The organism is Nonomuraea lactucae (assembly GCF_003313395.1).
In the GTDB taxonomy this organism is placed as follows: domain Bacteria; phylum Actinomycetota; class Actinomycetes; order Streptosporangiales; family Streptosporangiaceae; genus Nonomuraea; species Nonomuraea lactucae.
In genome coordinates this window covers 1-26,044 of record NZ_QNFZ01001051.1, presented here as the reverse complement: position 1 = coordinate 26,044, position 26,044 = coordinate 1, and the positions used below count along the sequence as shown (strand labels likewise).

At 70.5% G+C, this 26,044-nt stretch carries 26 protein-coding genes and 1 pseudogene; 18 read left to right on the top strand and 9 right to left on the bottom strand.

Annotated features, from left to right (window positions below; genetic code table 11):
* From DQW85_RS40625 to DQW85_RS40615, 3 genes are all read left to right on the top strand, one after another.
* Positions 1-2,295: transglycosylase domain-containing protein (locus tag DQW85_RS40625; RefSeq protein WP_162795771.1), on the top strand; the 2,295-nt coding region annotated here is incomplete at its 5' end.
* Positions 2,292-3,641 (top strand): glycosyltransferase family 87 protein, encoded by a 1,350-nt coding sequence (locus tag DQW85_RS40620; protein ID WP_240197743.1) that lies wholly within the window; start codon positions 2,292-2,294, stop codon positions 3,639-3,641. The genes DQW85_RS40625 and DQW85_RS40620, both read left to right, overlap by 4 nt.
* Entirely contained in the window at positions 3,638-4,732 is a 1,095-nt protein-coding gene (locus DQW85_RS40615) for a mannosyltransferase family protein (RefSeq protein ID WP_113705050.1), read from the top strand. Before DQW85_RS40620 ends, DQW85_RS40615 begins: the two co-directional genes overlap by 4 nt.
* Positions 4,733-4,795: 63 nt before the next feature.
* On the opposite strand, the gene DQW85_RS40610 is transcribed toward DQW85_RS40615, so the two are convergent.
* On the bottom strand, positions 4,796-5,539 hold the full coding sequence (locus DQW85_RS40610; protein WP_205315787.1) for a deoxyribonuclease IV: 744 nt from the start codon (positions 5,537-5,539) through the stop codon (positions 4,796-4,798).
* 77 nt (positions 5,540-5,616) lie between these two features.
* On the opposite strand from DQW85_RS40610, the gene DQW85_RS40605 reads away from it, so the two are divergent.
* On the top strand, positions 5,617-5,796 hold the full coding sequence (locus DQW85_RS40605) for a hypothetical protein (RefSeq protein ID WP_113705049.1): 180 nt from the start codon (positions 5,617-5,619) through the stop codon (positions 5,794-5,796).
* A gap of 84 nt (positions 5,797-5,880) precedes the next feature.
* On the opposite strand, the gene DQW85_RS40600 is transcribed toward DQW85_RS40605, so the two are convergent.
* On the bottom strand, positions 5,881-6,099 hold the full coding sequence (locus DQW85_RS40600) for a hypothetical protein (RefSeq protein WP_240197742.1): 219 nt from the start codon (positions 6,097-6,099) through the stop codon (positions 5,881-5,883).
* 281 nt (positions 6,100-6,380) lie between these two features.
* Between DQW85_RS40600 and rpsF the strand changes: the two genes are divergently transcribed.
* From rpsF to DQW85_RS40565, 7 genes are all read left to right on the top strand, one after another.
* A complete protein-coding gene (gene rpsF, locus DQW85_RS40595; RefSeq protein WP_026214314.1) occupies positions 6,381-6,671 on the top strand; it encodes a 30S ribosomal protein S6 in 291 nt (96 codons plus the stop codon).
* Between the two features lie 88 nt (positions 6,672-6,759).
* Positions 6,760-7,308 (top strand): single-stranded DNA-binding protein, encoded by a 549-nt coding sequence (locus DQW85_RS40590; protein WP_113705048.1) that lies wholly within the window; start codon positions 6,760-6,762, stop codon positions 7,306-7,308.
* Between the two features lie 62 nt (positions 7,309-7,370).
* Complete coding sequence (gene rpsR / locus DQW85_RS40585; RefSeq protein ID WP_020543048.1) at positions 7,371-7,607, top strand: 30S ribosomal protein S18; 237 nt, start codon at positions 7,371-7,373, stop codon at positions 7,605-7,607.
* A gap of 14 nt (positions 7,608-7,621) precedes the next feature.
* Positions 7,622-8,068 carry a 50S ribosomal protein L9 gene (rplI, locus tag DQW85_RS40580; protein WP_113705047.1) on the top strand — a complete coding sequence of 149 codons (447 nt, stop codon included), beginning with the start codon at positions 7,622-7,624 and terminating at the stop codon, positions 8,066-8,068.
* A 228-nt stretch (positions 8,069-8,296) separates the two neighbouring features.
* Positions 8,297-9,166 (top strand): ABC transporter substrate-binding protein, encoded by an 870-nt coding sequence (locus DQW85_RS40575; protein WP_113705046.1) that lies wholly within the window; start codon positions 8,297-8,299, stop codon positions 9,164-9,166.
* 20 nt (positions 9,167-9,186) lie between these two features.
* Positions 9,187-10,044 carry an amino acid ABC transporter permease gene (locus DQW85_RS40570; protein ID WP_113705045.1) on the top strand — a complete coding sequence of 286 codons (858 nt, stop codon included), beginning with the start codon at positions 9,187-9,189 and terminating at the stop codon, positions 10,042-10,044.
* Complete coding sequence (locus DQW85_RS40565) at positions 10,041-10,784, top strand: amino acid ABC transporter ATP-binding protein (protein ID WP_113705044.1); 744 nt, start codon at positions 10,041-10,043, stop codon at positions 10,782-10,784. The genes DQW85_RS40570 and DQW85_RS40565 overlap by 4 nt, the downstream gene beginning before the upstream one ends.
* Here DQW85_RS40565 and DQW85_RS40560 read toward each other — a convergent pair.
* Both DQW85_RS40560 and DQW85_RS40555 read right to left on the bottom strand, forming a co-directional pair.
* Complete coding sequence (locus DQW85_RS40560) at positions 10,781-12,253, bottom strand: APC family permease (RefSeq protein WP_240197741.1); 1,473 nt, start codon at positions 12,251-12,253, stop codon at positions 10,781-10,783. The two genes, DQW85_RS40565 and DQW85_RS40560, sit on opposite strands and share 4 nt — an antisense overlap.
* 69 nt (positions 12,254-12,322) lie before the next feature.
* Positions 12,323-13,624, bottom strand: a complete 1,302-nt coding sequence (locus tag DQW85_RS40555; RefSeq protein ID WP_113705042.1) for an MATE family efflux transporter — start codon at positions 13,622-13,624, stop codon at positions 12,323-12,325.
* Between the two features lie 281 nt (positions 13,625-13,905).
* Between DQW85_RS40555 and dnaB the strand changes: the two genes are divergently transcribed.
* Positions 13,906-17,232, top strand: a complete 3,327-nt coding sequence (gene dnaB, locus DQW85_RS40550; RefSeq protein WP_113705041.1) for a replicative DNA helicase — start codon at positions 13,906-13,908, stop codon at positions 17,230-17,232.
* A 103-nt stretch (positions 17,233-17,335) separates the two neighbouring features.
* Complete coding sequence (locus DQW85_RS40545) at positions 17,336-17,827, top strand: universal stress protein (RefSeq protein WP_113705040.1); 492 nt, start codon at positions 17,336-17,338, stop codon at positions 17,825-17,827.
* 7 nt (positions 17,828-17,834) lie between these two features.
* Here DQW85_RS40545 and soxR read toward each other — a convergent pair whose 3' ends face one another.
* Positions 17,835-18,332, bottom strand: a complete 498-nt coding sequence (soxR, locus tag DQW85_RS40540) for a redox-sensitive transcriptional activator SoxR (RefSeq protein ID WP_113705039.1) — start codon at positions 18,330-18,332, stop codon at positions 17,835-17,837.
* A gap of 107 nt (positions 18,333-18,439) precedes the next feature.
* On the opposite strand from soxR, the gene DQW85_RS40535 reads away from it, so the two are divergent.
* Positions 18,440-19,348: an SMP-30/gluconolactonase/LRE family protein gene (locus DQW85_RS40535; protein WP_240197740.1), complete on the top strand. Its 909-nt coding sequence runs from the start codon at positions 18,440-18,442 to the stop codon at positions 19,346-19,348.
* A gap of 41 nt (positions 19,349-19,389) precedes the next feature.
* Here DQW85_RS40535 and DQW85_RS40530 read toward each other — a convergent pair whose 3' ends face one another.
* Together DQW85_RS40530 and DQW85_RS40525 are read right to left on the bottom strand one after the other, a co-directional pair.
* Positions 19,390-20,124, bottom strand: a complete 735-nt coding sequence (locus tag DQW85_RS40530) for an ABC transporter permease (RefSeq protein WP_113705038.1) — start codon at positions 20,122-20,124, stop codon at positions 19,390-19,392.
* Positions 20,121-21,026 carry an ABC transporter ATP-binding protein gene (locus DQW85_RS40525; RefSeq protein ID WP_113705037.1) on the bottom strand — a complete coding sequence of 302 codons (906 nt, stop codon included), beginning with the start codon at positions 21,024-21,026 and terminating at the stop codon, positions 20,121-20,123. The genes DQW85_RS40530 and DQW85_RS40525 overlap by 4 nt, the downstream gene beginning before the upstream one ends.
* A 109-nt stretch (positions 21,027-21,135) precedes the next feature.
* On the opposite strand from DQW85_RS40525, the gene DQW85_RS40520 reads away from it, so the two are divergent.
* The 4 genes from DQW85_RS40520 (at position 21,136) to DQW85_RS40505 (ending at position 24,797) form a co-directional block, all read left to right on the top strand.
* The gene (locus DQW85_RS40520) at positions 21,136-22,554 is read left to right on the top strand and encodes a sensor histidine kinase (RefSeq protein ID WP_205315786.1); all 1,419 of its coding nucleotides are present in this window, start codon (positions 21,136-21,138) and stop codon (positions 22,552-22,554) included.
* Complete coding sequence (locus tag DQW85_RS40515) at positions 22,551-23,201, top strand: response regulator transcription factor (protein ID WP_113705035.1); 651 nt, start codon at positions 22,551-22,553, stop codon at positions 23,199-23,201. Before DQW85_RS40520 ends, DQW85_RS40515 begins: the two co-directional genes overlap by 4 nt.
* A gap of 96 nt (positions 23,202-23,297) precedes the next feature.
* Complete coding sequence (dnaN, locus tag DQW85_RS40510; RefSeq protein WP_113705034.1) at positions 23,298-24,398, top strand: DNA polymerase III subunit beta; 1,101 nt, start codon at positions 23,298-23,300, stop codon at positions 24,396-24,398.
* A 117-nt stretch (positions 24,399-24,515) separates the two neighbouring features.
* Positions 24,516-24,797 carry a hypothetical protein gene (locus DQW85_RS40505; protein WP_162795770.1) on the top strand — a complete coding sequence of 94 codons (282 nt, stop codon included), beginning with the start codon at positions 24,516-24,518 and terminating at the stop codon, positions 24,795-24,797.
* Between the two features lie 132 nt (positions 24,798-24,929).
* Here DQW85_RS40505 and DQW85_RS40500 read toward each other — a convergent pair whose 3' ends face one another.
* Together DQW85_RS40500 and DQW85_RS40495 are read right to left on the bottom strand one after the other, a co-directional pair.
* Positions 24,930-25,604 (bottom strand): FadR/GntR family transcriptional regulator, encoded by a 675-nt coding sequence (locus tag DQW85_RS40500; RefSeq protein WP_113705032.1) that lies wholly within the window; start codon positions 25,602-25,604, stop codon positions 24,930-24,932.
* Between the two features lie 109 nt (positions 25,605-25,713).
* Positions 25,714-26,044 (bottom strand): annotated as a pseudogene (locus DQW85_RS40495) (helix-turn-helix domain-containing protein); the annotation flags it as partial.

Sequence of the window (26,044 nt, the reverse complement as noted above, 5' to 3'; positions counted from 1 at the left end):
GGCGGCGGCCCCGGCGGCCCGGGGGGTCCCGACAAGCCGCGCGGTGGCGGCGGCGAACGGCCGAGCTGGCGCCGGTTCATCCCCAGCTGGAAGATCGTCATGGCCGGCTTCGCGGTGCTCGCGGCCGGCCTCTTCGGCATGATCGCGGTCGCGTACGCCAACATGCCCGTGCCCACCGAGGCGCAGGTCCAGGACGGCGTCGACGACCAGGGCAGCGTCATCTACTACGACGACGGCGACAACAACCACAAGAACAACAGGATCCTGGCCAAGCTCGGCGTCAAGCGCATCCCGGTGAAGTACGAGCAGATCCCGCGCCACGTCCAGGACGCGGTCATCGCCGCCGAGAACAGCTCCTTCCGTGAGGACTCCGGCATCTCGTTCTCCGGCATGCTGCGTTCGCTGTGGAGCACGGCCTCCGGCGCGCAGGTGCAGGGCGCCTCCACGATCACCCAGCAGATGGCCCGCAACTACTACGACGGCCTCTCCCAGGAGCGGACCGTGCAGCGGAAGATCAAGGAGATCTTCGTCGCGGTCAAGCTCAACAAGCAGCTCCGCAAGGAGCAGATCCTCGAGCAGTACCTCAACACCATCTACTTCGGCCGGGGCGCCTACGGCATCGGCGCGGCGGCCGAGGCCTTCTTCAAGAGGCCGGTGCAGAAGCTGACGTCCGAGCAGGCCGCCTACCTCGCCGGCCGCATCCAGAACCCCGACGCCTTCGACCGCGCCGAGGCCGCCGGGAAGACGGGCGACACGGAGTTCCGCTACAAGTACGTCATCGACCAGATGGCCAAGCTCGACCCCGCCGCCTACGGCGGGCTGCCCGCCAAGTCGCCGAAGTCGCCGGAGCGCGCGAAGTACACGACGAAGGACTACTTCAAGGGCCTGACGGGCTACATGGTCCAGGCCGTGCTCGACGAGCTGGAGACCCGCGGGCTCAGCAGGGGGGACGTCGAGAAGGGCGGCTACAAGATCTACTCGTCGTTCGACCGGCGGCTCATGCTCGCGGCGAAGGACGCGGTGCACAAGCACACCGCCGGCTTCTCCCCGGAGATCCAGGTGAGTCTCGCGGCCGTCGACCCGACCAACGGCCGGATCCGCGCCTTCTACGGCGGCGACGACTACGCCAAGGACCAGTGGAACGACGCCTTCCTCTCGCAGAAGCAGGCGGCCTCGGCCTTCAAGCCGTACGTACTCGCCGCGTGGCTCGACTCCGGCTACAGCCTCAGGAGCTACGTGCCGACCAAGGGCCCGGTCAAGCTCGAAGGCACGACCCCGATCGACAACTCCCACGCCTTCGGGGCCTCGGCCGTCGACGTGGTCACCGCGACGGCCGACTCGATCAACACCGCCTACGCGAAGATGGGCGAGAAGGTCGGCCTGGACAAGGTGATCGAGATCGCCTCCAAGGCCGGGCTCAGCAAGGAAAGGCTGGAGCGCACCCGCGACAACCAGCACTTCCTGTTGACGATCGGCAGTAGCGAGGTGACCGCGGTAGAGCAGGCGGGCGGCTACTCGATCTTCGCCAACGGCGGCAAGCACTTCGACAACCACGTCGTCGTCCAGGTGCGCGACAAGGAGAACCGGATCAAGATCAGCGAGCGCAAGACGCCCGCCAACGTGATCTCGCCGGACGCCGCCGCCGACGCCACCACCGCGCTGCAGGCCGTGGTCAAGCAGGGCACCGGCCGGAGCGCCGCGCTCTACGACCGGCCGGTGGCCGGCAAGACCGGCACGAACAACGACAACAAGGAAGCATGGTTCGTCGGCTTCACGCCGCAGCTGTCGGCCTCGGTCGGCATGTTCCGCCAGGAGTGCAGGACCCGGACCGGCAAGATCGTCCAGCCGGTCCACGACAACTGCCCGTGGGCCAAGGGCAAGAGCAAGCGCTACACCCCGCAGAACCCCTACAGCACGGTGAAGGAGAAGCCGCTGGGCAGCGGGTTCCAGGGCGGCAGCTACTCCGCGGCCATCTGGAAGTCCTTCATGGCCGAGGCCATGAAGGGGGAGAAGGTCGAGCAGTTCCCGGAGCGGGCCGACACCGGCATCACCGAGGACCTCGCGCCCAAGCCCGTCCCCACGCCTACGGCCACCGCCGATCCGCTCGAGAACGATCAGGACCCCAACGCCACCTGCGCCATCGCCCCGTGCGACGGCGACGAGATCGTCAGCGTCGACCCCAACCAGGACCCGGCGGTCGACGACGGAGGCAACCTGCTGGGCGGCGGCTCCGGCGGCGCCCTGCCGATGGCGACGTATCCGGAGCCGGCGCCGGCCCGGCGTGAGACCCGGTGAAGGCGAGCACGGAGCTGCGCCCGCCGCTGACCGCGCGGGCCGTGCCGTACCTGCCCCTGGGAGTGCTCGCGGCCCTGGGGGCGACCCTCGCCTACGTCTTCCGCCTGCCCTGCCGGACCGGCGCCTGGAACAACCAGGTATCGACCTACACCAACTTCTGCTACACCGACATCTACCCGCTCTACTTCAGCCGGCAGCTGTCGAGCCAGAACCCCTACTTCGCGCAGGTGCCCTTCGACCAGCACATCGAGTATCCCGTGGTGCTCGGCGAGGTCATGCAGGCGTTCAGCTGGCTGGCCCGCTGGATCGAGCCCATCCGCGGCGTGCGCGATCCCGCCCGCGAAGCCGCCCAGGCAGTCTGGTTCTATGACGCCACGGTCGTGTTCCTGGGGATCTGCCTGGTGGCCGGCGTCCTGCTGATGGCCGCGGTGGCCGGGCCGACCCGGCGCTGGGACGCCCTGTGGTACGCGCTCGCCCCCTCGGTCGTCCTGGCCGCCTACATCAACTGGGACCTGGTCGCCGGCGCGCTGTCCATGGGCATGCTGCTGGCCTGGGCGCGGCGCCGTCAGGCGCTGGCCGGGGTGCTGCTCGGGCTGGCGATCGCGACCAAGTTCTACCCGCTGATGTTCGTGGGCGCGCTCTTCCTGCTCACCCTGCGCACCGCGCGCTGGCGGCCGTTCCTCGTGACCATGGGCTCGGCCGTGGCCGCCTGGCTGGTGGTGAACGTGCCGTTCATGGTGCTGGCCTGGGACGGCTGGCGCAGGTTCTACGTCTTCTCCCAGGAGCGCGGGGTCGACTGGGGCTCGCCGTGGCTGTTCTTCCAGACCAAGGGCTGGCCCGTGCTCGGCGAGGCGGACGTCAGCGCGCTCGGCGTGGCCTCGCTGGCCGTCCTGTGCCTGGGCATCGCGGTCCTCACGCTGGCCGCGCCGCGCAGGCCGCGGCTGGCGCAGATCTGCTTCCTGACGCTGGCCGCGTTCATGATGACGAACAAGGTCTGGTCGCCGCAGTTCGTGCTGTGGCTGGTGCCGCTGGCCGTGCTCGCCAGGCCGAACTGGAAGCCGCTCGCGCTGTGGCAGGTCGCCGAGGTGTGGTACTTCTTCGCGATCTGGCTCTATCTGCTCTCCCAGCCTCCGCTCGACCGCGACGATCTGGGGATCGGCGATGACACCTACTTCACCGCCGTCTGGGGCCGCGTCCTCACGATCGGCATCATGATGGCGTTCGTGGTGCGCGACATCCTCCGTCCGCACAAGGACCTCGTACGGCGGGGCGACCTGGACGACCAGGGGGGCGGCGTGTTCGACGAGGCGCCCGACCGGTTCACGCTGGCTCCGTCGGTCCGGTGATCACCCGCTCACCCGGCCGCGACGCCCTGCTGCTGTGGCTGTCCTCGCGCGTCGGGCTACTGGTGGCGACGCTGCTCGGGATCGCCTTATCCGACTATGTCGGCAAATGGAAACAGTGGGATGCCGGGCTGTTCATCACGATCGCCCAGCACGGCTATGACGGCGATCCCGGCCGGCCGCCGGACGCGGGGCTGCCCGCCTTCTTCCCCGGCCTGCCGGTGGCGCTGCGGTTGGTCCACCTGGTGGTGCCCGACTGGACGGCGTCCGGGCTGGTCATCTCGCTGGTGGCCGGGGCGGTCGCCATGGTGGCGCTGGCCCGGCTGGCCGAGCTGGAGGGCGCCTCCGGCTGGATCGCCGTGCTGGGGCTGCTGCTCTTCCCGACGGCCGTGTTCCTGGCCGCCGGATACAGCGAGTCGCTGTTCCTGGCCTTCGCGATCCCCGCCTGGCTCGCCGCCCGGCAGGGCCGCTGGCCGCTCGCCGCCGCGCTCGGCGCGGGCGCCTCCTGCGTGCGCATCACGGGCCTGTTCCTCGCGATCGCGCTGGTGGTGGAGTTCGTCACGGGCCGGTCGCGGGCCGTCCCCGTGGAGGGGGGAGCGGTGGGCCGGCGGCAGGCGCCGTGGCTGCTCGTGCCGTTCCTGCCGCTGGTGGCGTACTCGTACTACCACTACACCCGTTCGGGCGACTGGCTCGCGTGGAAGCACGCCCAGGAGGCCGGGTGGGGCAGGGAACTGGTGTGGCCGTGGAAATCCTGGAGCACCACGTGGAGCGCGGCCATGGGCACGGACGACTTCGCCGTCGCCTTCCGCATGGAGATCGCCGGCGCGGTGCTGACGGTGGCGGTGCTGGTCTGGCTGCTGGTCATGCGCCGGTGGAGCGAGGTCGTCTACACCGGCCTCCAGGCCGCGGCCTTGATGGCCTCGGCGTACTACCTGTCGATCCCGCGCATGCTGCTGCTGTGGTTTCCGCTGTGGGTGGCGCTGGCTCGCCTCGCCACCGGAAGGCGGTGGGTGATCGTCGTCTACGCGGCGGTGGCCGGGCCGCTCATGGTGCTGGACACGGTCCGCTTCCTCAGCGGCGCGTGGGCGGGGTGATCTCTCTACCCGCTTCCGTGGATCGGTAATCCAGGGAAGTTATCCACAGGCTGTGTGTTTTCCCTACAGGTTCTTCCTCAGGAAGGCGATGTCCTCGGCCTGCCCCTCGGCCGGCGTCTCCACGACGATCGGCGCTCCGGCCGCCCGGCACACCGCCAGGATCAGCTCCGGGTCGATCCGGCCCTGGCCGAGGTTGGCGTGCCGGTCGGCGCCCGAGTCGAACTCGTCGCGCGAGTCGTTGCAGTGGACCAGGTCGATGCGGCCGGTGATCGCCTTGACCCGCTCGACCAGGTCGACGAGGTCCTCGCCGCCGGCGTGCGCGTGGCAGGTGTCGAGGCAGAACCCCACGTCGAACCCATCGAGCGCGTCCCACAGCCGGGCGATGCGCTCCAGCTTGCGGGCCATCGCGTTGCCGCCGCCCGCGGTGTTCTCGATGAGCACCGGGATGGGGCACTCCAGCCGCTCGAACACCTTGCGCCAGTTGTCGAAGCCGGCCTGCGGGTCGTCGTTCTTGTTGACGTGGCCGCCGTGCACGATCAGGCCCTTGGCCCCGAGGCCGGCCGCGGCCTCGAGGTGCTGGGCGAGCAGCTTGCGGCTGGGGATCCTGATCCGGTTGTTGGTCGTGGCCACGTTGATCAGGTAGGGCGCGTGGATGTAGATGTCGACTCCCGGCACCGGCGTGGCCGGCAGCACGGGCTTGTCGTAGCCCTGTGGGTCGCCGAGGAAGAACTGCACCACCTCGGCCCCGACCGCGGCTGCGTGGGCCGCGGGATCGTCCTGACCGACATGAGCTCCGATGGGCACCATGTCACCGAGCCTATCCGTTTGGAGGCTCCGTACCAGGGCAGTCCCGGCAGCACGCCCCCCTACGGAGGAGAACGAATATGGCCCGCTGGCGCTGGCGCTCGTTAGTCTTCTTGATCTACGTCGTGATAGGCATCTACGTGGCCTGGGTGTACGACTACATCACCCCGGCCGTTCTCAGGGACGTCGCCGAGGCCCTGCTCGCGGTCTTCCTGTGGTTCCTCGTCCTGCTCGGTGTGGACCTGCATCTCGGAGGATGACCCCGGCATCCGGTAGGCCCGCAGGTCGGTGGGTCGCCCGCAAGTCGACGGCCCCGGCTCGCCGGGGCCGTCTCATCGGTCCTGTCAGGGGAGGAAGCCGCCGCGGGCGATGCCGAGCGCCACGCCGACGAACGACGCCACCAGCCCGATGATGTTGAGGGAGCGCTGCGCGGTGGTCGCGGAGATGTACTGGGAGTAGAGGCCCGTGCCGAAGCCGAGCGCGCCGGCCCACGAGGCGATCATGTGACCGCTGGGGAAGAACGTCGAGACGAACGCCACGAGGCCCAGGAGGAATGTGGCCACCGCCAGGATGTTCTCGACCGGGTGGGGTCGCCCGTCGGTGTTGAGCGTGAGCCTGAACCGCTCGTTTTCGGAAGGTTGAAGGATGTGTGGCACAACTATCACCCCCTTGTTCCCTACAGGCCTTCCCACCTGTGCTCGGCTGGTAACCTGTGCAAGCTGCGTTGTGACGGGCCATCCGTCACCCCGGGCGCCGAAAGGGGCGCCAGGGCCGAAGCGTCAGCGTCCTCCTGTCACGGCAGAGCGTCGTGACCGCAAGAGTCCAGAGGAGGTTGGAGTCCCGTATGCGTCGTTACGAAGTAATGGTCATCCTGGACCCTTCGCTCGATGAGCGCACCGTCGCGCCGTCCCTCGACCAGTTCCTCACCGTGGTCCGCAACGACGGCGGCACCGTGGAGAAGGTCGACGTCTGGGGCCGTCGCCGTCTCGCCTACGACATCGACAAGAAGTCCGAAGGCATCTACGCCGTCATCGACCTGTCCGCGGAGCCCGCGACGGTCAAGGAGCTCGACCGGCAGATGAACCTCAACGAGGGCATCCTGCGTACCAAGGTTCTCCGCCCCGACGTGCACTAACCAGCTCGTTGCCCGGCTTTTTGTCGGGCGGCGGCCGTACTCTGAGCCGTAACCAAAGCGAAGGCGTGCAGGAAGGCGAGCGCTGGCCATGGCAGCAGGCGACACCGTAATCACCATCGTCGGCAACCTTGTCGACGACCCGGAGCTGCGCTTCACCCCGACGGGGCAAGCGGTGGCCCGGTTCCGCATCGCGTCCACTCCGCGGTTCATGGATCGCCAGACCAACGAGTGGAAAGACGGCGAGAGCCTCTTCCTGACCTGCAACGTGTGGCGGCAGGCGGCGGAGAACGCCGCCGAGAGCCTCCAGCGCGGCATGCGGGTCATCGTGCAGGGGCGGCTCAAGCAAAGGTCCTATGAGACCAAGGAAGGCGAGAAGCGCACGGTCTACGAGGTCGAGGTCGACGAGGTCGGCCCCTCTCTGCGCAACGCCACCGCCAAGGTCAACCGCACCTCCCGCCAGGGGGGCGGCGGCGGTGGCTTCGGCGGCGGCCCGGCTGACGACCCGTGGGCCTCGGCCACGCCCGCTCCGCCCCAGGGGGGCGGTGGCTTCGGCGGCGGTGGCGGTGGCCAGCAGGGCGGAGGCCAGCAGAGCGGTGGCTTCGGCGGCGGCGACTTCAGCGACGAACCGCCTTTCTAGATCCAGTTCACCAGTCCGAGACCATTCCCGCTTGACGGCGGGGCTCTGAAAGGAGCACCACGATGGCCAAGCCGGCACTGCGCAAGCCCAAGAAGAAGGTTTGCCTGTTCTGCCACGACAAGATCTCCTATGTCGACTACAAGGACACGGCGCTGCTGCGGAAGTTCATCTCCGACCGCGGCAAGATCCGTGCGCGCCGCGTGACGGGCAACTGCACCCAGCACCAGCGCGACGTGGCGACCGCGATCAAGAACGCCCGTGAGGTGGCCCTGCTGCCTTACACGAGCACCGCGCGCTAAGGAGGTCTGTCGACATGAAGCTCATCCTCACCAACGAGGTCTCCGGCCTCGGCGCCCCCGGCGACGTCGTCGAGGTCAAGGACGGCTACGGCCGCAACTACCTCATCCCGCGCGGCTTCGCCATGCGTTGGACGCGCGGCGCCGAGAAGCAGATCGAGTCCATCAAGAAGGCTCGTGACGCTCGCGAGATCCGCGACCTGGGCACGGCCAAGGAGGTCGCCGGCCGGCTCGGCGCCCTGCGCGTCCGGCTCACCACCCGCGCGGGCGACTCCGGCCGCCTGTTCGGCTCGGTCACCACGGGCGACATCGCCGACGCGGTCAAGGCCGCCGGCGGCCCCGTCCTCGACCGCCGCCGCATCGAGATCGTCAACCCGATCAAGAGCGTCGGCTCCCACAAGGTCAGCGTCAAGCTGCACCCGGAGGTCTCGGCCTCGGTCGACGTCGAGGTCGTCGCCGGCTGACACCCTCGGCCCAAGCGGCCCCCTCTCCTTTCCGGGAGAGGGGGCCGCTTCACTGTCCCCGCCCTCGCGCGCCCGCGCTCTTACGGCGGCGCGGGCCCGTCGCCCCAGGCTGGGAGCCGGAGGGCGTAAAGGGGCAAGGGGGACGGTAGGCCCAGGTGGGGCCATATTCCCTAGTCGCGCAGCGTAGAATCAGCTCGTTCTTCTCACGTCCCCCTGGAGGCACCACCCATGGTCCGTCCCTCGATGCTGCTCGCGCTGGGTGCGCTTGCGGCGGCGGCCGTCGCGTGCGCACCCGTCGACAACACCGCGACTCCCTCGGGCACCGCCGCCCCCGCCACGTCCATCGCGTGCGGCAAGGACCAGCTCAAGCTCGTCAACGCCGGCAAGCTGACGATCGGCACCGACAAGCCGGCCTACGAACCGTGGTTCAAGGACGACGAGCCCTCCAACGGCCAGGGCTTCGAGAGCGCCGTGGCGTTCGCGGTGGCGGGGGAGCTGGGTTTCGACCGCGACGAGGTGCAGTGGAGCACGGTCAAGTTCGACTCGGCGTTCGCTCCGGGCGCCAAGCAGTTCGACTTCGACGTCAACCAGGTCTCGATCACCCCTGACCGGGCCAAGGCGGTCGACTTCAGCAACGGCTACTACACGGTCAAGCAGGCGGTCGTGGCGATGGACGGCGGCAAGTACGCCGGGGCGAAGAGCCTGGCCGACCTCAAGGACGCCAAGATCGGGGTCCAGGTCGGCACCACCTCGCTCAGCGCGGTCAAGGACGTCATCAAGCCGGCCGCCGACCCGAACGTCTACAACGACCAGATCGACGCCGTCAACGCCCTGAAGAACAAGCAGGTCGACGCGATCGTCGTGGACCTGCCCACGGCGTTCTACGTGACGGCCGCCCAGGTCGAGAACTCCAAGATCGTCGGCCAGTTCGGCGCGACGGGCGGCACGCCGGAGGAGTTCGGCCTGGTCATGGAGAAGGGCAGCGCGCTCAAGCCGTGCGTGGACAAGGCCGTCGACGCGCTCAAGTCCAAGGGCGAGCTGGCCAAGATCGAGCAGCAGTGGCTCGGCTCGGCGGCCGGCGCGCCCGAGCTGAAGTGACGACCGGCTCCCCAGCCCCGATGAGCGACCTGCCCGCCGGACCGGCCTGGGTGAAGAGCGAACGGCAGCTGGCGCGCGAGCGGGCCCGCAGGTCGCGGGCCCGCCGTTCCACCTCGATCGCGACCGCCTCCACCGTGGTGTTCATCGTCCTGGCGGTGGTCCTCGTCACCAACGCGCCGGGCTGGCCACGGGTGCAGGACGCATTCTTCGACTCCGAGGCGTTCGTCAGCGCGTTGCCGGACGTGCTCAGCGGCTTCCTGCTCAACATCAAGATCTTCCTGATCGCCGAGGTGCTGATCCTGGTGGTCGGCCTGCTGGTCGCGCTGGCCAGGGGGGTCAAGTCGCCGGCGTTCTTCCCGATCCGGGCGCTGGCCACGCTCTACACCGACGTCTTCCGCGGCGTGCCCACCATTCTGATCATCTACTTGATCGGGTTCGGGCTGCCCGCTCTCCGGCTGCAGGGCATTCCCACCGACCTGGCCACGCTGGGCATCATCGCGCTGACCCTTTCCTACGGCGCGTACGTCGCCGAGGTGTTCCGCTCGGGGATCGACTCGGTCCACCCCAGCCAGGTCGCCGCCGCCCGCTCGCTCGGCCTCAGCCACGCGAAGACCATGCGCTTCGTCGTGCTGCCCCAGGCAACCCGCCGTGTCGTGCCCCCGCTGCTGAACGACTTCGTCTCGCTCCAGAAGGACACCGCGCTGGTGGCGACGATCGGCCCGCTGGAGGCGCTGCGCCAGGCGCAGATCTACGCGGCCGGCAAGTTCAACTACACGCCCTATCTGGTGGCCGCGCTGCTGTTCATCCTGCTCACCATCCCCATGGCCAGGTTCACCGACCACCTGGCCGAGCGCACGAGGAGGAGGCGGGGGGCATGAGCCTGCTGACGATCGACGGCGTGTGGAAGAACTTCGAGGGTCACAGCGTGCTGCGCGGCGTCGACCTGGAGGTGCGCCCCCACGAGGTGGTCAGCCTCATCGGCGCCTCCGGGTCCGGCAAGTCCACGCTGCTGCGCTGCGTCAACCTGCTCGAAACGGTCGACGACGGCGTGATCCTCCTGGAGGGCGAGGACATCACCGACCCGCGGGTGGACGTCGACGGCGTGCGCAGGCGGCTGGGCATCGTGTTCCAGGCGTTCAACCTGTTCCCGCACATGACGGTCCTCGACAACATCACGCTCGCGCCGCGACGGGTGCACGGGGTGCCGAGGGCACGGGCGGAGGAGGAGGCGCACGACCTGCTGGGCAGGTTCGGGCTGGCGGGCAAGGCCCGCGCGTACCCCGACCAGCTCTCCGGCGGCCAGCAGCAGCGGGTGGCCATCATCCGGGCGCTGGCCACCCAGCCGCGGCTGATGCTGCTCGACGAGGTCACCTCGGCGCTCGACCCGGCGCTCGTCGCCGAGGTGCTGGAGATCATCCGGGAGCTCAAGCAGAACGGCATGACGATGATCCTCACGACGCACGAGATGGGCTTCTGCCGTGACATCTCGGACACGGTCTGCTTCCTCGACGGCGGTGTCGTGCTGGAGAAGGGGCCGCCAGAGAAGATCTTCAGCGATCCCGAGCACGCCCGCACCAGAGACTTCCTGCGCGCCGTGCTCGAAGCCGGGAGGTTCTAGCGCCGATGCCGTCCCCGCCCGAGGGCGCTGGGTTCCCTCGGCGGGGCGAGCAGGCTGTGACGCCTGCCGTACCCGAGGTAGACGAGCAGGCCGAAGGCCATCCACAGGACGAACCACGCCCAGGTGATCACGTGCAGGTTCACCATGAGCCAGAGCGTCGCCGCCAGGGAGAGGGCCGGCACCAGCGGTGAGAGCGGCACGCTGAAGCCGCGATCGAGGTGCGGCATCCGGCGGCGCATCACGATCACGCCCGCCGCCACGAACAGGAACGCGAACAGCGCCCCCATCACCACCAGCTGTTCGAGCGTGAACACCGGCGCGAACTCGGCCAGCAGGATCGCGATGCCGCCGATCACCAGCGTCACCCGCGACGGCGTGTGGTAGCGGCGGCTGATGGTGGCCAGGCCCCGCGGGATCAGGCCGTCGCGGGCCATCGAGAACATGACCCGCGTCTGCCCGACCAGCAGCACGAGGATCACCGTCGTCAGCCCGAGCACGGCGCCGATGTCGATGACGTGCACCATCCAGTCGACGCCCACGCCGCGGAACGCGCTGGACAGGGGCGCGTCGAGGGAGATCTTCGTGTACGGGACGATGCCCACCATGACCACGGCCACCGAGATGTAGATGATCGTGGTGATGATCAGGCTGCGGATCATGCCTCCCGGCACGGCGCGGGGCGCGTTGACGGTCTCCTCCGCCGCGGTGGCCACGATGTCGAACCCGATGTAGGCGAACGCGATGGCCGGCGCCGCCGCGAAGATGCCGAACCAGCCGAACGCGTCGCTCTGCCCGAGGAACACGTTCAGCACGGTCGCGGACGGCTCGGCCACCGGCTTGGGTTCGGCGTGGAAGTCGCCGAAGTTCGCGGCCCGGACGTGCATGGCTCCCACGACGATGACGGCGCCGATGGCCAGCAGTTTGGCCGCCACCACGATCCACAGCGTGCGCAGCCCGATCCGGGCGTTGAGCGCCACGATGCCGGTGAGCAGCGCGAGGATCAGTAAGACCAGGAGGTCGACGACGAGCCCCTGGTAAGGAAGGCGCACCCCGAAGTTGGTGATCGCCCGGACCGTGAGCTCGCCCCACGCCCGGGCGACCACGGCCGCGGCGAGCTGTAGCTCAAGGATCAGCGCCCAGCCGATGATCCACGCCCAGACCTCGCCGAAGATGACATAGGTGAAGGTGTAGGCGCTCCCCGAGGTAGGCATCGTGGACGACAGCTCGGCATAGCACAAGCACGCGAGGAGGCTGGCGATGCCCGCGATCATGAAGGAGAGGATGACGCCCGGACCGGCCATGGTCGCGGCCTGCCTGCCCGCGATGCTGAAGATGCCCGCGCCGATCATCACGCCCAGCCCGAGCACGACGAGGTCGGCCGGCCGGTAGAGCTCGGCAAGACTGTGCCGGGCCCCCGTGCGCAGACCGGTGGCCTCGCTGGGCGGAAGACGTCGGAGAATCGTGGACAAAAGGCACACTCCGCTCATGGAACTCGCCCACACTGCCTCACCAGCCATGCGACAGCAAGCACAGGACGATTACGCCCCGGTCACCAGCCATGCAGTGCCGGCGGCTCGCCGTACCAGCGTGACCAAACGTGCGAACATCCACAGCCCCAGCGCGCACCAAAGAGCAACGATGCCGAGATCGGCCGCCAGGAAGGCGGCCGGCAGGTAGGCCAGCGTCGTCCACACGCCCGCCCACGCGAGGTAACGCTGGTCGCCCGCGCCGATCAGTACCCCGTCGAGCACGAACACCACGCCGCAGACGGGCTGGAACAGCGCCACCGGCCACAGCACGGCCAGCAACTGCTCGGTCACCTGCGGGTCGGCGTCGAACAGCCCCGGCAGCAGCGGCCTGGCCGCGATGACGAGCGCGCCCAGCAGGACGCCCGACCAGACGCCCCACCGCACCATGCGCCCGGTCGCCTCCCTGGTGGCGGCCGCGTCGCCGGCGCCGAGCGTGCGGCCGGTGATGGCCTGGCCGGCGATCGCGATGGCGTCCAGGGCGAAGGCGAGGAGCGTCCACAGTTGCGTGGCGATGGCGTAGGCGGCCAGCTCGGCCTCGCCCATCCTGGTGGCCACCACGGTGGCCACGACCAGGACGACGCGCAGGCTGACGGTGCGGATGAGCAGGGCGGCGCCGGCCGTGCCCGCCTGCCTGACCCCGGCCGGGTCCGGACGGAGCGGCGTGCCCAGCCGTCGCGCGCCCCTGACCACCACGGCCACGTAGACGGCGGCCCCGAGCGTCTGCGCCAGCACGGTGCCCCAGGCGGACCCCGCGATGCCCCAGTCCAGGCCGAGCACGAACCAGGCGTTCAGCGCGGCGTTGAGCGCGAAGGAGCCCACCGCGACGGCCAGCGGGGTGACCGTGTCCTGCAGCCCGCGCAGCACGCCGGTGCCCGCCAGCACCACGAGCATGCCGGGCGCGCCGAGCAGGCTGATCCGCAGGTAGGTGACGGCCTCCTCGCTCTGGCCGGGAGGCGCGCCGAACAGGCCGACGAGGGCCGGGGCGACGGGCCAGCAGGTCACGATGAGCGCGACCCCGATGGCCAGGGCGAGCCAGATGCCGTCCACGCCGCCGCGCATGGCCCGCGCGTGGTTGCCCGCCCCGGTCTGCCGCGCCACGGACGCGGTGGTGCCGTACGCGAGGAAGACGCAGAGGTTCACCATCGTCGCCAGGACCGCGCCGGCCACGCCGAGCGCGCCGACCGCGGTGGTGCCGAGCCCGTGGCCCACGATCGCGTAGTCGGCCAGCAGGAACAGCGGCTCCGCGACCAGCGCGCCGAACGCGGGCACCGCTAGCCGGAGAATCTCCTTGTCCTGGCGTGTAATGGGCATTTGCCAATTATGTCCATTACCCGGCATCTCGGGCCAACTTTCTTTCCTCCACAACCGGTGGACACTGTTGTGCCTGGTCAGAGGTGGTGTCCTGGATGGGCCTCCGAGTTATCCCCAGCTTCGTCCACAGTGCTTTCACACCCTGGGCGCGATAGTGCACAGCTTGACCACAGGGTTATCCACAGGCCGCGTTGCCGCCGGCCCGCGAACCGGCGAAACTGTCAGCCCGGTCGACTACAAGTGGGGGTGGTGCGACCGCCGCAAGGTGTTGAGGGGGTGCGGTGAGCATTGACGAGGAGACCGGCGCAGGTCCCGGTTTCGAGCGCACGCCGCCCAACAACATCGAGGCGGAGCAGTCGGTCCTAGGCGGCATGCTGCTGTCCAAGGACGCCATCGCGGACGTCGTCGAGATCATCAGGTCCGACGACTTCTACCGCCCGGCCCACCAGATGATCTACGACGTCGTCACCGACCTCTACGGCAGGGGCGAGCCTGCCGACGCCGTCACCGTCTTCGACGAGCTGCAGAAGCGCGGCGAGATGGCCAGGGTCGGCGGCGCCGCCTACCTCCACACGCTGACCGCCGTCGTGCCCACGGCCGCCAACGCCGGCTACTACGCGAAGATCGTCCGCGAGCAGGCCATCCTCCGCCGCCTCATCGAGGCAGGCACGCGCATCGTCTCCTACGGCTACGGCGGTCAGAACGAGGAGGTCGACGACCTGGTCGACCGGGCGCAGGCCGAGATCTACAAGGTCACCGAGCGCCGCACGTCCGAGGACTACGCCCCGCTGGCCGACATCATGCCGGGCGCCCTCGACGAGCTGGAGGCCATCGGCAGCCGCGGCGGCCAGATGGTCGGCGTCCCCACCGGCTTCCAGGATCTCGACCAGCTCACCAACGGCCTCCACCCGGGCCAGATGATCGTCGTGGCCGCCCGGCCCGCGATCGGCAAGGCGCTGGCCCTCGACACCCCCCTTCCCACGCCGTCCGGCTGGACGACGATGGGCGAGGTCCGGGTGGGCGACCGGCTGATCGGCGCCGACGGCAGGCCGACCCGCGTCGTCGCGGCCACCGAGATCATGTACGGCCGGCGGTGCTACGAGGTGGAGTTCAGCGACGGCACGGTGATCGTCGCCGACGCCCAGCACCAATGGCGCACCACCGCCCGAGCGACCGGGAAGTCCGCTCCCGGGTGGCGGCCCCCGCACCTGGCGCGACGGCGGACCCCGCACCCGATGCGACGGCGGGTCCCCGTAGGCGGCGGGGTCGCCGTGGGCGGCGAGGGTCTCGCGGGCGGCAGGGGCGGTGAGGTCCCGGTGGCTGTGGGCGGCTCGGTCCGACGCCACGAGTGGGATGCCGCCGATGTGGTCACCACGGAGGAGATCGCGGCCACGTTGAGGAGTGCCACGGACGGCGCCCGGCCCGCGGTCGCGGTGGCCGCGGCCTTCCAGCTCGATGAGCGCGATCTTCCGCTCCCGCCGTACACGCTCGGGGCCTGGCTCGGCGACGGGGAGAGCGCGGCGGCCCGGTCGAGCGGCGGCCCGCGCTCGCTCGGCGGGCTCGGGGACGGGCACGTTCCGCCGGTCTACCTCCGGGCCTCGGAGCGGCAGCGCCGCGACCTCCTGGCCGGTCTGCTCGACTCGGGCGGCCACGTCGACCGTGACGGGCGGATCCGGCTCGCCGTGACCGACCGGCGGCTCGCCCGCGACGTGCACGACCTGGCCCTGAGTCTCGGCTACCTGGCGACGATGCGCACCGAGCCGGTCAGGGACGAGGCCGGGGCGTGGTCCACCCGCTACACGATCACGGCGCGCGCCCGTCGCACAGTGGACGTCCGCCACATCGTCGACGTCCGGCCGGTCGAGTCGCGGGCCGTCCGCTGCGTCGAGGTGGACAGCGCCGACCACATGTACCTCGCGAGCCGAGCCTGCATCCCCACGCACAACAGCACCCTCGGCCTGGACTTCGCCCGTTCCGCGGCGATCAAGCATGGGATGACCACGGTCATCTTCTCGCTGGAGATGTCCCGCAACGAGATCACGATGCGCCTGCTGTCGGCGGAGGCGCGGGTGGCGCTGCACGCGATGCGGTCCGGGATGATGGGCGACGACGACTGGACCAGGCTCGCGCGGCGTATGAGCGAGGTGGCGGAGGCGCCGCTGTTCATCGACGACTCGCCCAACATGTCGATGATGGAGATCCGGGCCAAGTGCCGGCGGCTCAAGCAACGCAACGACCTGCGGTTCGTGATCATCGACTACCTCCAGCTGATGAGCTCGCCGAAGAAGAGCGAGAGCCGCCAGAACGAGGTGTCGGAGATCTCCCGTGCCATCAAGCTCCTGGCCAAGGAGCTCGAGGTGCCGGTCATCGCGATCTCCCAGCTCAACCGCGGCCCCGAGCAGCGCACGGACAAACGCCCCCAGGTCAGCGACCTGCGCGAGTCGGGGTGCCTGACCGCCGCCACGCGGATCATGCGGGCCGACACGGGCGCGGAGGTCTCTCTCGGTGAGCTGCTCGCGTCGGGGGCCCGTGACATCCCGGTCTGGTCCCTCGACGACCGGCTGAAGCTGGTGCCGCGCACGCTGACGCACGTCTTCGAGAGCGGGGTCAGGCAGGTCCACCGCGTCCGGCTGCGTTCGGGCCGGGAGGTGGAGGCCACGGCCAACCACCCCTTCCTCACCTACGACGGCTGGGCCGCGCTGGAGCGCCTGGCACCGGGGTCACAGGTGGCGGTGCCGCGCCATGTGCCGCCACCGCTGGACATCGTCCCGCGGGAGGAGGACGAGCTGGCCGTCCTGGCCCGTCTCGCCCGCGACGGGCTGCCCGGAGGGCTGTTCTCGCTGCCGAAGGCGCAGGCCGCGCTCTTCCTGCGGCAGCTCTGGACGGCCGGCGGCTCGGTGCGGTGGGACGATCGCGACGGCCGGGCCCACATCGGCTACTCCTCCGCCAGCAGGCGGCTGGTCGACGACGTGGCCCGGCTCCTCCTGCGTTTCAACGTGATGACCAAGGTGGAGGAGGTGCGCGGCGGAGATCGCCCGGCGCACCGGTTGCTCGTCCACGAGGTCGAAGACCAGCTCCGGTTCCTCGACGGGATCGGCACGCCCGGAGGCGATCACGCGAGCGCGGTCGAGTGCGCCGAGCGCCTGCGCGGCGTCACGGGCCACACCGGCCTCGGGTCGGTGCCGCGTCAGGTCTGGCACGGCGTACGGGCCGCGCTCGACGACCGGGAGCCCGCCCAGCCGAGCCGCGAACGCATCGGCAGGGTGGCGGCGGTCCTCGACGACGCGGACCTCGACCTGCTGGCCACGAACGACGTCTTCTGGGACGAGATCGCCTCCATCGAGCCGCTGGGCGAGCAGCCCGTCTACGACGCCACGGTGCTGGGCACGCACAACTTCGTCGCCAACGGCATCAGCCTGCACAACTCCATCGAGCAGGACGCCGACATGGTCATCCTGCTCCACCGGGAGGACGCCTACGAACGCGAGTCGCCGAGGGCGGGCGAGGCCGATCTCATCGTGGCCAAGCACCGCAACGGCCCGACAGCGACCGTCACGGTGGCGTTCCAGGGCCACTACAGCCGGTTCGTGGACATGGCCCAGCACTGAGCACCGCCCTGGGATGTGACACACCAGACAGCGCCGCCGCGGAATCGCGGCTGTTCCGTCCCGCGCTGCAACAGGTGAAGGCACAGCGAAGGGAGTGCACGCCATGACCATCCTCGTCGCCTATGACGGCTCGGCGGACTCGCGCGCCGCGATCGAGTTCGCGGCCGAGCACCTGGCAGCCGAGCCGACGGTCGTCCTCACCGTGTGGGAGCCGCTGCTGGTGCAGCTGAGAAGATATCCGCTGGCCGGTGCCGCGGTTCTCCCGAACGGGCCGAACGGGCCGTACGGGTCGGACGGGTCGGACGGTGAGTGGCGGGCGCAGGCGGAGCGGCACGCGAAGGAGGGGGCCGAGCTGGCGACCGCGTCGGGGCTCACCGATGTCACCCACCGCGCTGTGGCCGACAGGGAGTCGATCTGGAAGACGATCGTGGACGTCGCCGACGAGGTGAACGCCTCCGTGATCGTGACGGGGTCGCGGGGGCTGGCCGGAGCCCGATCGGTGCTGCTGGGCAGCGTCTCCAACCACGTGCTGCACCACGCGCGCCGCCCGACCCTCATCGTGCCTCCGGCGAAGGACCGGTCCGCCATCGGATGACCGCGAGTCAGCTCGCCGCGGGTGCGGGGCGGCAGTCGTGGGTCGGGCAGAGCCGAGTGTCGATGCGCCGGGCGCCGGGGCCCTCCTCGCCCAGCCGGTCGTGCGGGTTGGCCAGCGCGCACCGGTCGAGCGAGAGGCAGCCGCAGCCGATGCACTCGGTGAGGTCGTCGCGCAGCCGCTGGAGCTGCTCGATGCGGTCGTCGAGCTCGGCCCGCCAGGCGGCGGAGAGCTGGGCCCAGTCGTCGCGCGTGGGGGTGCGCTCCTCGGGCAGCGCGGCCAGGGCGTCCTTGATGGTCTTGAGGGGGATGCCGAGGCGCTGGGCCAGCCGGATGAACGCGACCCTGCGCAGCGTGTCGCGGGTGTAGCGGCGCTGGTTGCCCGCCGTGCGGCGGCTGGCGATGAGGCCCTTGGCCTCGTAGAAGTGGAGGGCCGACACGGCGACCCCGCTCCGCTCGGCGAGCTGCCCGACGGTCAGCTCCTTGGAGTGCCATGCTGCCCTCGTCATGACCTCAAGGATACTTGAGGATCGCTCGGCCGCTCGAAGCCCCGCTCGCGCGGCTTGCGGACCCGCTCCTGCTTCCTCTGGATCTCGTGGTGCGGTTTGCTGCGGGCATGATGGACACGATCCCCACTGAGTTCGAGGTGCTGGACGAGCGGTTCGCCCGGGTGGCGGGCGACGACGTGGTCGAACGGCTCTACTCCGGCACCCGCTGGGCCGAAGGGCCGGTTTACTTTCCCGCAGGGCGTTTCCTGGCATGGAGCGACATCCCCAACGACCGGATGCTGCGCTGGGACGAGATGACCGGTGCCGTGGGCCCGTTCCGCGTGCCCTCCGGCTACGTCAACGGCAACACGCTCGACCGCGAGGGCCGCCTGATCTCCTGCGAGCAGGGCGGTCGCCGCGTCACCCGGACCGAACACGACGGCTCGATCACCGTGATCGCCGACCGCTGGCAGGGCAGGCGGCTCAACAGCCCCAACGACGCGGTCGTGCACTCCGACGGCTCCGTCTGGTTCACCGACCCGCCGTACGGGATCACTAGCGACTACGAGGGCGTGCGGGCCGAGCAGGAGATCGACGGCTGCCACGTCTACCGCGCCGATCCGGTGACCGGCGAGGTCCGGATCGTGGCCGACGGCCTCGAGCGGCCCAACGGTCTGGCGTTCTCGCTGGACGAGGGGCTGCTGTACGTGGCCGACACGCACCGCGGACACCTGCGCGTCTTCGAGGCGCGCGACGACGGCACGCTCTCGGGCGGCCGGGTGTTCGCCGAAGGAGCGGCCGGCGACGCCTACGACGGCATGCGGATCGACGACACCGGCCGCGTCTGGGCGGCGGCGGGCAAGGCGGTGCACTGCTACGACCCGGACGGCACGCTGATCGGCAAGCTCCACCTGCCGGACCACGTGGCGAACCTGGTGTTCGGCGGGCTCAAGCGCAACAGGCTGTTCATCGCGGCCTCCACCTCGCTCTACTCGCTGATGCTGAACGTCACGGGCGCCCGCCCGGTCTGGGCCTGACCAGACCGGCCGCTGACTCCCATCCGCTGACTCCCATCCGCCTACTCCCAGCGGAACAGCCGCACGGCCAGCCCGCCGAACACCAGCAGCCCGGCGGCCATCACGGCCAGGTGCAGCGGCTGCGGCCACCCGCCCGCCCAGGTGTCGCGCAGCGCCTGGGCGAACGGTCCCGCCACGGAGTAGTCGCCGACCGTGCGCAACGCCTCCGGCATGACCTCACGCGGGAACCACATGCCCGCCACGAACATCAGCGGGAACATCACCGCCGACCCGATGCCCGGCGCGGCCTTCCCACTGCGCGCCACCGAGGCGATGACCAGACCGAGCGCCATGAGCGCGGCCGTGCCCAGCAGCAGGACGAGCACGAACCCGAACGGCTGCCGGGGCGGCGACGCGTTCAGCACCACCCGGCCGAGCAGGACGACCAGCGCGGACGTGCCGATGCCGATGACCACGTTGATGACGAGCTGCGCCGCCAGCAGCAGTCCGGGATGCACGGGCGTGGTCGACATCCGCCTGAGCACGCCCTGCTCCCGGTACCCGGTGAGGTAGGCGGGCAGCACCGTGCACGCCAGAGTCAGCAGCGAGAGCAGGATCATCATGGCCGGCAGGTGGGTGTCGACGACGCGCTGGCCGGCCAGGTTCGGATCGGGCTCGGCCAGGCCGGGGATGCTGCCGAGGACCAGCAGCAGGGCGACCGGCAGCACGATGCTGAACAGCATGGCGGGCCAGTCGCGCAGGTACAGCTTCGACTCGACGACGAGGATCTTCTTCATGAGAGCTTCCTTCCGGTGAGCGCGAGGAACGCGTCGTCCAGGCTCGCCTGCTCGATGCGCAGGTCGGCGGGGATGATCTGGTGCCGGGCGAGCGCCAGCGTGACGGCCTGGGCGAGGTTCCCGGTGCCCGACACCGTGAGCTGCTCGCCGCTCCGGGTCACCTCGCGCACCTCCGGCAGCGCCAGCAGGACCTCGTCGTCCACGGGCGCCGACGGCCGGAACCTCAGCCGCTGCTTCCCGTCCACCCGGGCGATCAGCCCGGCGGGGGTGTCGGTGGCCACGACCCGCCCCCGGTCGATCAGCGCGATCCGGTCGCAGAGCCGGTCGGCCTCCTCCATGAAGTGCGTGACCAGCACGATCGTGACGCCCGAGTCGCGTACCTGCTCGACCAGCTCCCAGGTGTCCCGGCGCGCCTGCGGGTCGAGCCCGGTCGTGAGCTCGTCCAGCACCGCGACGCGCGGCCGGCCCACCAGGGCGAGGGCGACGGACAGCCGCTGCCGCTGGCCGCCGGACAGCTTGGCGAAGGCGGTGTCCCGCACCGCGCCGAGCCCGACCCGTTCCATCAGCTCGCTCCAGTCGGCGCAGCCGGGATAGAAGGAGGCGTACAGGTCCAGGGCCTCCCACACCTTGATCTTGTCGGGGAGCGCGGCGCTCTGCAGCTGCACGCCGAGCACGCGGCGCAGCCCGTCCCTCTCGCGGTGCGGGTCGTGCCCGGCCACCCGCACGGTCCCGCTGTCGGGGACGCGCAGGCCCGCGACGCACTCGACGGTGGTCGTCTTGCCTGCGCCGTTGGGGCCGAGGACGCCGAAGATCTCTCCCTCGGCCACCTCGAACGACACGTCCTCCACCGCGACGTGGCGGTGGTAGCGCTTGCGGAGGTTCCTGACCTCGATCACCTTCATGGATACGACGCTAGGAAGCGCGGCCCGCATCCGGAATCGGGCTGGATGCCGGACAGAGGTGTACCTAGGTGCAATGTCGGTGCGGGCCGGGCTCGCGCACACTTGAGGCATGCTCGTGAGAATGGGTCGGGTCAGCGTGCTGATCGCGTTGATCGTCGTCCAGGTGCCGGTGACGGTGCTCTCCCTGTGCCTGCTGCTCGCCACCTTCGCGCTGGGCCTGGTGTTCCTGTTCCAGCCGCAGGTCCGGCTGGTGCGGGGGCTGGCGGAGGACACGCGGCGCATGGTCGGTGAGTGGACGGGCAGCGAGATCGCCTCGCCGTACCTCCCGGAGCCGCCGCCTCCTCGGCCGGGGGCCGACGGCATGTACCGCTCGGCCCGGACGCTCTACAGGTCGCCGCGCGTCCCCGCCTGGAACGACCGGTGGAAGTGGCTGATAACCGACCCCGCGACCTGGCGCGACGACCTGTGGCTGCTGCTCGATCCGCTGGTCAAGGTGGGGCTGCTTCCGGTGCTCCTCACGGTTCCCGCCCGGGGGCTGCGCCTCTACGGGCTCTGGTGCGAGCTGCTGCTCTCCGCGACGAGGGCCAGCCGGCTGGCGAGCCAGGTCACCCACCTCAACCGGGTACGCGACCTCGCCGCCGGCTCGCAGGCCGCCGAGCTGCGCCGGATCGAACGAGACCTGCACGACGGCACGCAGGCCAGGCTCGTCGCGATCGGCATGACGCTGGGCGCGGCCGACGAGCTCCTCGACTCCGATCCCGCGGCGGCCAGGGCGCTGCTGGGCAAGGCCCGGGAGGCGTCCTCCGACACGCTGACCGAGCTGCGCCGGGTCATCCGCGGCATCCACCCGCCGGTGCTGGCCGAGCGAGGGCTCGCCGATGCCGTGCGGGCCCTGGCCATGGACAGCGCGCTGCCGGTGAGCGTCGCGGTGGACTTAGCCCACCGTCCGGACCCGCCGGTCGAGGCGGCGGTCTACTTCGCGGTGAGCGAGCTGCTCGCCAACGCGGCCAGGCACGGCGGCGCCGACACGGCGACGATCGACATCAGGGGCGCCGGGCCGGACCTGCGGGTCACCGTGGCCGACGACGGCCTGGGCGGCGCCGACCCCGCCAAGGGCAGCGGCCTGCGGGGCATCGAGCGGCGGCTGGCGGCGTTCGACGGCGTGATGGCGATCAGCAGTCCGGCAGGCGGTCCCACGAACGTCACCCTGGACCTGCGCCGGGTGCTGCCCGAGCACTGGACGCTGCCCCGGCTGCCCCGCTGGAAGGCGGCGCTGGTGGGCTTCCTCTACCTGACGGCCTGGTGCCCCCTCTTCCCCCAGGGGCTCGTCCCGGCTGTGTTCAAGGTCTTCGGCGTCGAGGAGAAGGCCTGGTTCCTCGCCCTGTACCTGCCTCCGCCCTGGCAGTGGCCGGTCATCGCCTTCATGGTCACGCTCGGCGTCACCATGTACGTGCTCGCCCTCGTACTGCCCGTCGGTCACACCAGGGAACCTGGCGGTACGGAGAACCGGCCTTGTGACGGCCGATGAACCGCGTACTGATCGCCGAGGACCTCTACCTGCTCAGGGACGGGCTGGTCCACCTGCTCCAGGCTCACGGCTTCACCGTCGTGGCCGCCGTGGAGAGCGGGCCCGAGCTGCTGAAGGGCCTGATCGAGCTCCGCCCCGACGTGTCCGTCGTGGACGTGCGGCTGCCGCCCACGTTCACCGACGAGGGGCTGCAGGCGGCGCTCGCGGCCCGCGCGCAGGTGCCGGGACTGCCCGTCCTGGTCCTCTCCCAGCACGTCGAGCAGCTCTACGCCCGCGAGCTGCTGGCCGACGGCTCCGGCGGGATCGGCTACCTGCTCAAGGACCGGGTGTTCAACGCCGGCCAGTTCGTCGACGCGGTCCGCAGGGTGGCGGAGGGCGGCACGGCCATGGACCCCGAGGTCATCGCCAAGCTCCTGGCCAGCAACGCCCGCGAGGAGCCGCTTGCCGCCCTGACGCCCCGCGAGCGCGAGGTGCTGGGGGCCATGGCCGAGGGCCGCTCCAACGCGGCCATCTCCCAGCGGCTCCACCTCAGCGAGAGCGCGGTGGCCAAGCACACGGCGAGCATCTTCGCCAAGCTCGGCCTCGCGCCCTCCGACGACGACAACCGCCGCGTGCTGGCCGTACTCGCCTACCTCAACAGCCGCTGACGTCTCCGCAGCCCAGGCCGCCCCAACGGTGAACGGGCTTTGTCGGTGGGACCGGCTACCTTCGTAGGAGGCGGACGAGACGAAAGGGTCGATCAGGTGAAGATCCGGGTTAACCGTGATGTCCTGGCGGACGCGGTGGCATGGGCCGCCAGGGTCCTCCCCAGCCGTCCTGTGATGCCCGTGCTCTCCGGGTTGCTGCTGGAAGCGGGCGAGGAGCTGAGCCTGTCCGCGTTCGACTACGACGTCTCGGCGCAGGCGCGGATCGACGCCGACGTGGCCGAGGAGGGCGGCGTGCTCGTCCCCGGCCGGCTGCTCGCCGAGATCAGCCGGAGCCTCCCCGGCGAGGAGGTGGAGATCGTCACCGAGGGGCCCGAGGCGGTGCTGACCTGCGGCAGCGCCGAGTTCGGGCTGATCACGATGCCCATCGAGGACTTCCCGACCATGCCCACCATGCCGCCCGGCATCGGAGCCGTCGGCGGTGGGGTGTTCGCCTCCGCCGTCAGCCAGGTCGCGCCCGCGTCGAGCCGCGACGAGACGCTGCCGATGCTCACCGGCATCCGGGTCGACATCGAGGGCGAGACGGTCACGATGGCGGCCACCGACCGCTACCGGATCGCGGCCCGCGAGTTCGCCTGGCGTCCCGCCGCCCCCGACGTCGCGGTCTCGGCCATGGTGCCCGCCCGCGTGCTGGTCGAGGTGGCCAAGTCGCTGCGCGGCGGCGAGGTGCTGATCGCGATGGGCGACGGGGTGGCCGGGTTCGAGAGCGTCGGCCGCAGCACCACCGTGCGGCTGCTCGACGAGCAGTTCATCGACTACCGCACCCGGCTCGGCTCCGACTGGTCGATCCGGGCCGACGTGCGGGTCGGGCCGTTCGCCGACGCCATCAAGCGGGTGGCGCTGGTGGCCGAGCGCAACACCGCGATCCGGCTGTCGTTCAGCAAGGGGCAGGTGCTCATCCAGGCGGGCGGCGGCGACATCGGCCGCGGCTCCGAGGTGCTCGACTGCGAGCTGCGTGGCGACGACATCCAGATCGCGTTCCAGTCGCAGTTCCTGCTCGACGGCCTCACGGGCATCGAGAGCGAGCTGGCCCGGATCAACATGGAGTCGCCGACCAGGCCCGCCCTGATCCAGGACGTGCCGGGCGACGCCGAGCCCGCCTTCCGCTACCTCGTGATGTCCCTACGCCTGGGCACCTGACCACCCCCGCCGCCACCTACGGCACCGCGTGCCAGGCGCCACCTACGGCCTCCGTGTGCGGGGCCTCGACCGGGCCCCGGGGCCACGCCGTCATCAGCCGTTTCGCGCTCGGCGGTCTTGCGCGCGCTCGGCTGTTCCGCTCGGCTGTTCCGCTCGGCTCTCGCGCGCTCGGCCGTCGCGCCTGGGCCGGTCGTCGTGGTCGCCGTGGTCGGTGCGGTGGGGGCGGTCGGTTCGGTCGGCTCCGGGTCAGGGCTCACCGCGAACTGCGGCTCCGGGTCAGGGCTCACCGCGAACTGCGGCTCCGGTCTGATCCACCCCTTGGCGGCAGGGATGGTGCGGCTGGGGCGGGGCTTCCCGGCTCTCCGCCTCACGGAGGCCGTGGCCGGCGAGACGCCGTGACGGCGCCCGGCCACGCGCGGGTCAGCGGCCGTCTCCCTGGAGGCGCTCAGCCCTGTGCGGTGGGTGGGGTGCCGTTGGCTGTGCCGTAAAGGATGGCCTTAAAGGCGTTTACGGCCTTAAAGGGGGAAGCGGTCACGACTCGGTGAGAGCGATCAGGATGTGCTCCATGCAGGCGTGGCTGGCGCGTTCGGCGGCGGTGGCGTCGCCGGCGGCGATGGCGCGGGCGATGGCGTCGTGCGGGATGTAGCTCTTGTTGAGCGACGTCCCGGCGGCCGTGATGCTGGCCCGCAGCGCGGCCGAGAAGTCCTCGAAGAGGTCGATGAGCACGAGGTTGTGCGTGGCGTGCGCGACCGCCATGTGGAAGGCCAAGTCGGCCTCCACGAAGAAGTCGGGGTCGTCGAGCTCCCACGCGCGGTCGCGCTCGGCCAGGGCGGCCTCGATGCGCTTGATGTCGTCGTCGGTGCGCCGGGTGGCGGCCAGGCGGGCCGACTCGACCTCCAGCGCTCGCCGCACCTCGAGGATCTCGAGCTGCTCCGCCTGCTTGAGCCGACGGAGCATGGCCCCCGAGAGTTCGCTGGTGGCCCGGACGTAGGTGCCGTCGCCTTGGCGGCATTCCAGCAGCCCGGCGTGCGTCAGCGCGCGTACGGCCTCGCGAACGGTGTTGCGACCGACCCCGAGCTGCTCCGCGAGCACGGTCTCAGTCGGGATCTTGCCGTTCATCTGCCACGACCCTGCTGTGATCTGCTCCTTGAGCTGATCGATCACCTGGTCCACGAGCGAAGCCCGCTGAGCCGTACGCAGACTCACAGTCCGCCTCCTCCGGGGGGTAACCAATCATCCTATGAGTCAATGACTGGTAGACCCTAATTATTCCAGACCGAAGAACACAAATCTGGAACTTCCCCAGAGCTTTTCCCTAACGGGAAACCGAGGTATCCACCGTCAGGCCTGCCAGCGCGGAACGCACACCCGCCGCTTCCAGAGCCTTACGATACGCGCCCGTCTGCCGCACCCGGTCACCGACCCGGCCGTAGAGGTCGCCAAGCTCCCGCCAGCAGCGAGCGGCCTGCCTGTCGGAGCCGAACACCGGCCGGTCGAGCGCCTCCAGGAGCCCCCGGGCGGTGCCCAGGTGCCTGGCGGCGTCACCGCCCAGGTCGAGCGCGACCGTGGCGAGCACCAGGTGGGCCTCCGCCGGCGTCGTGCGCGGAGCGGCGTGCGCCAGGTCGAGCGCGGCCGTCGCCAGCTCG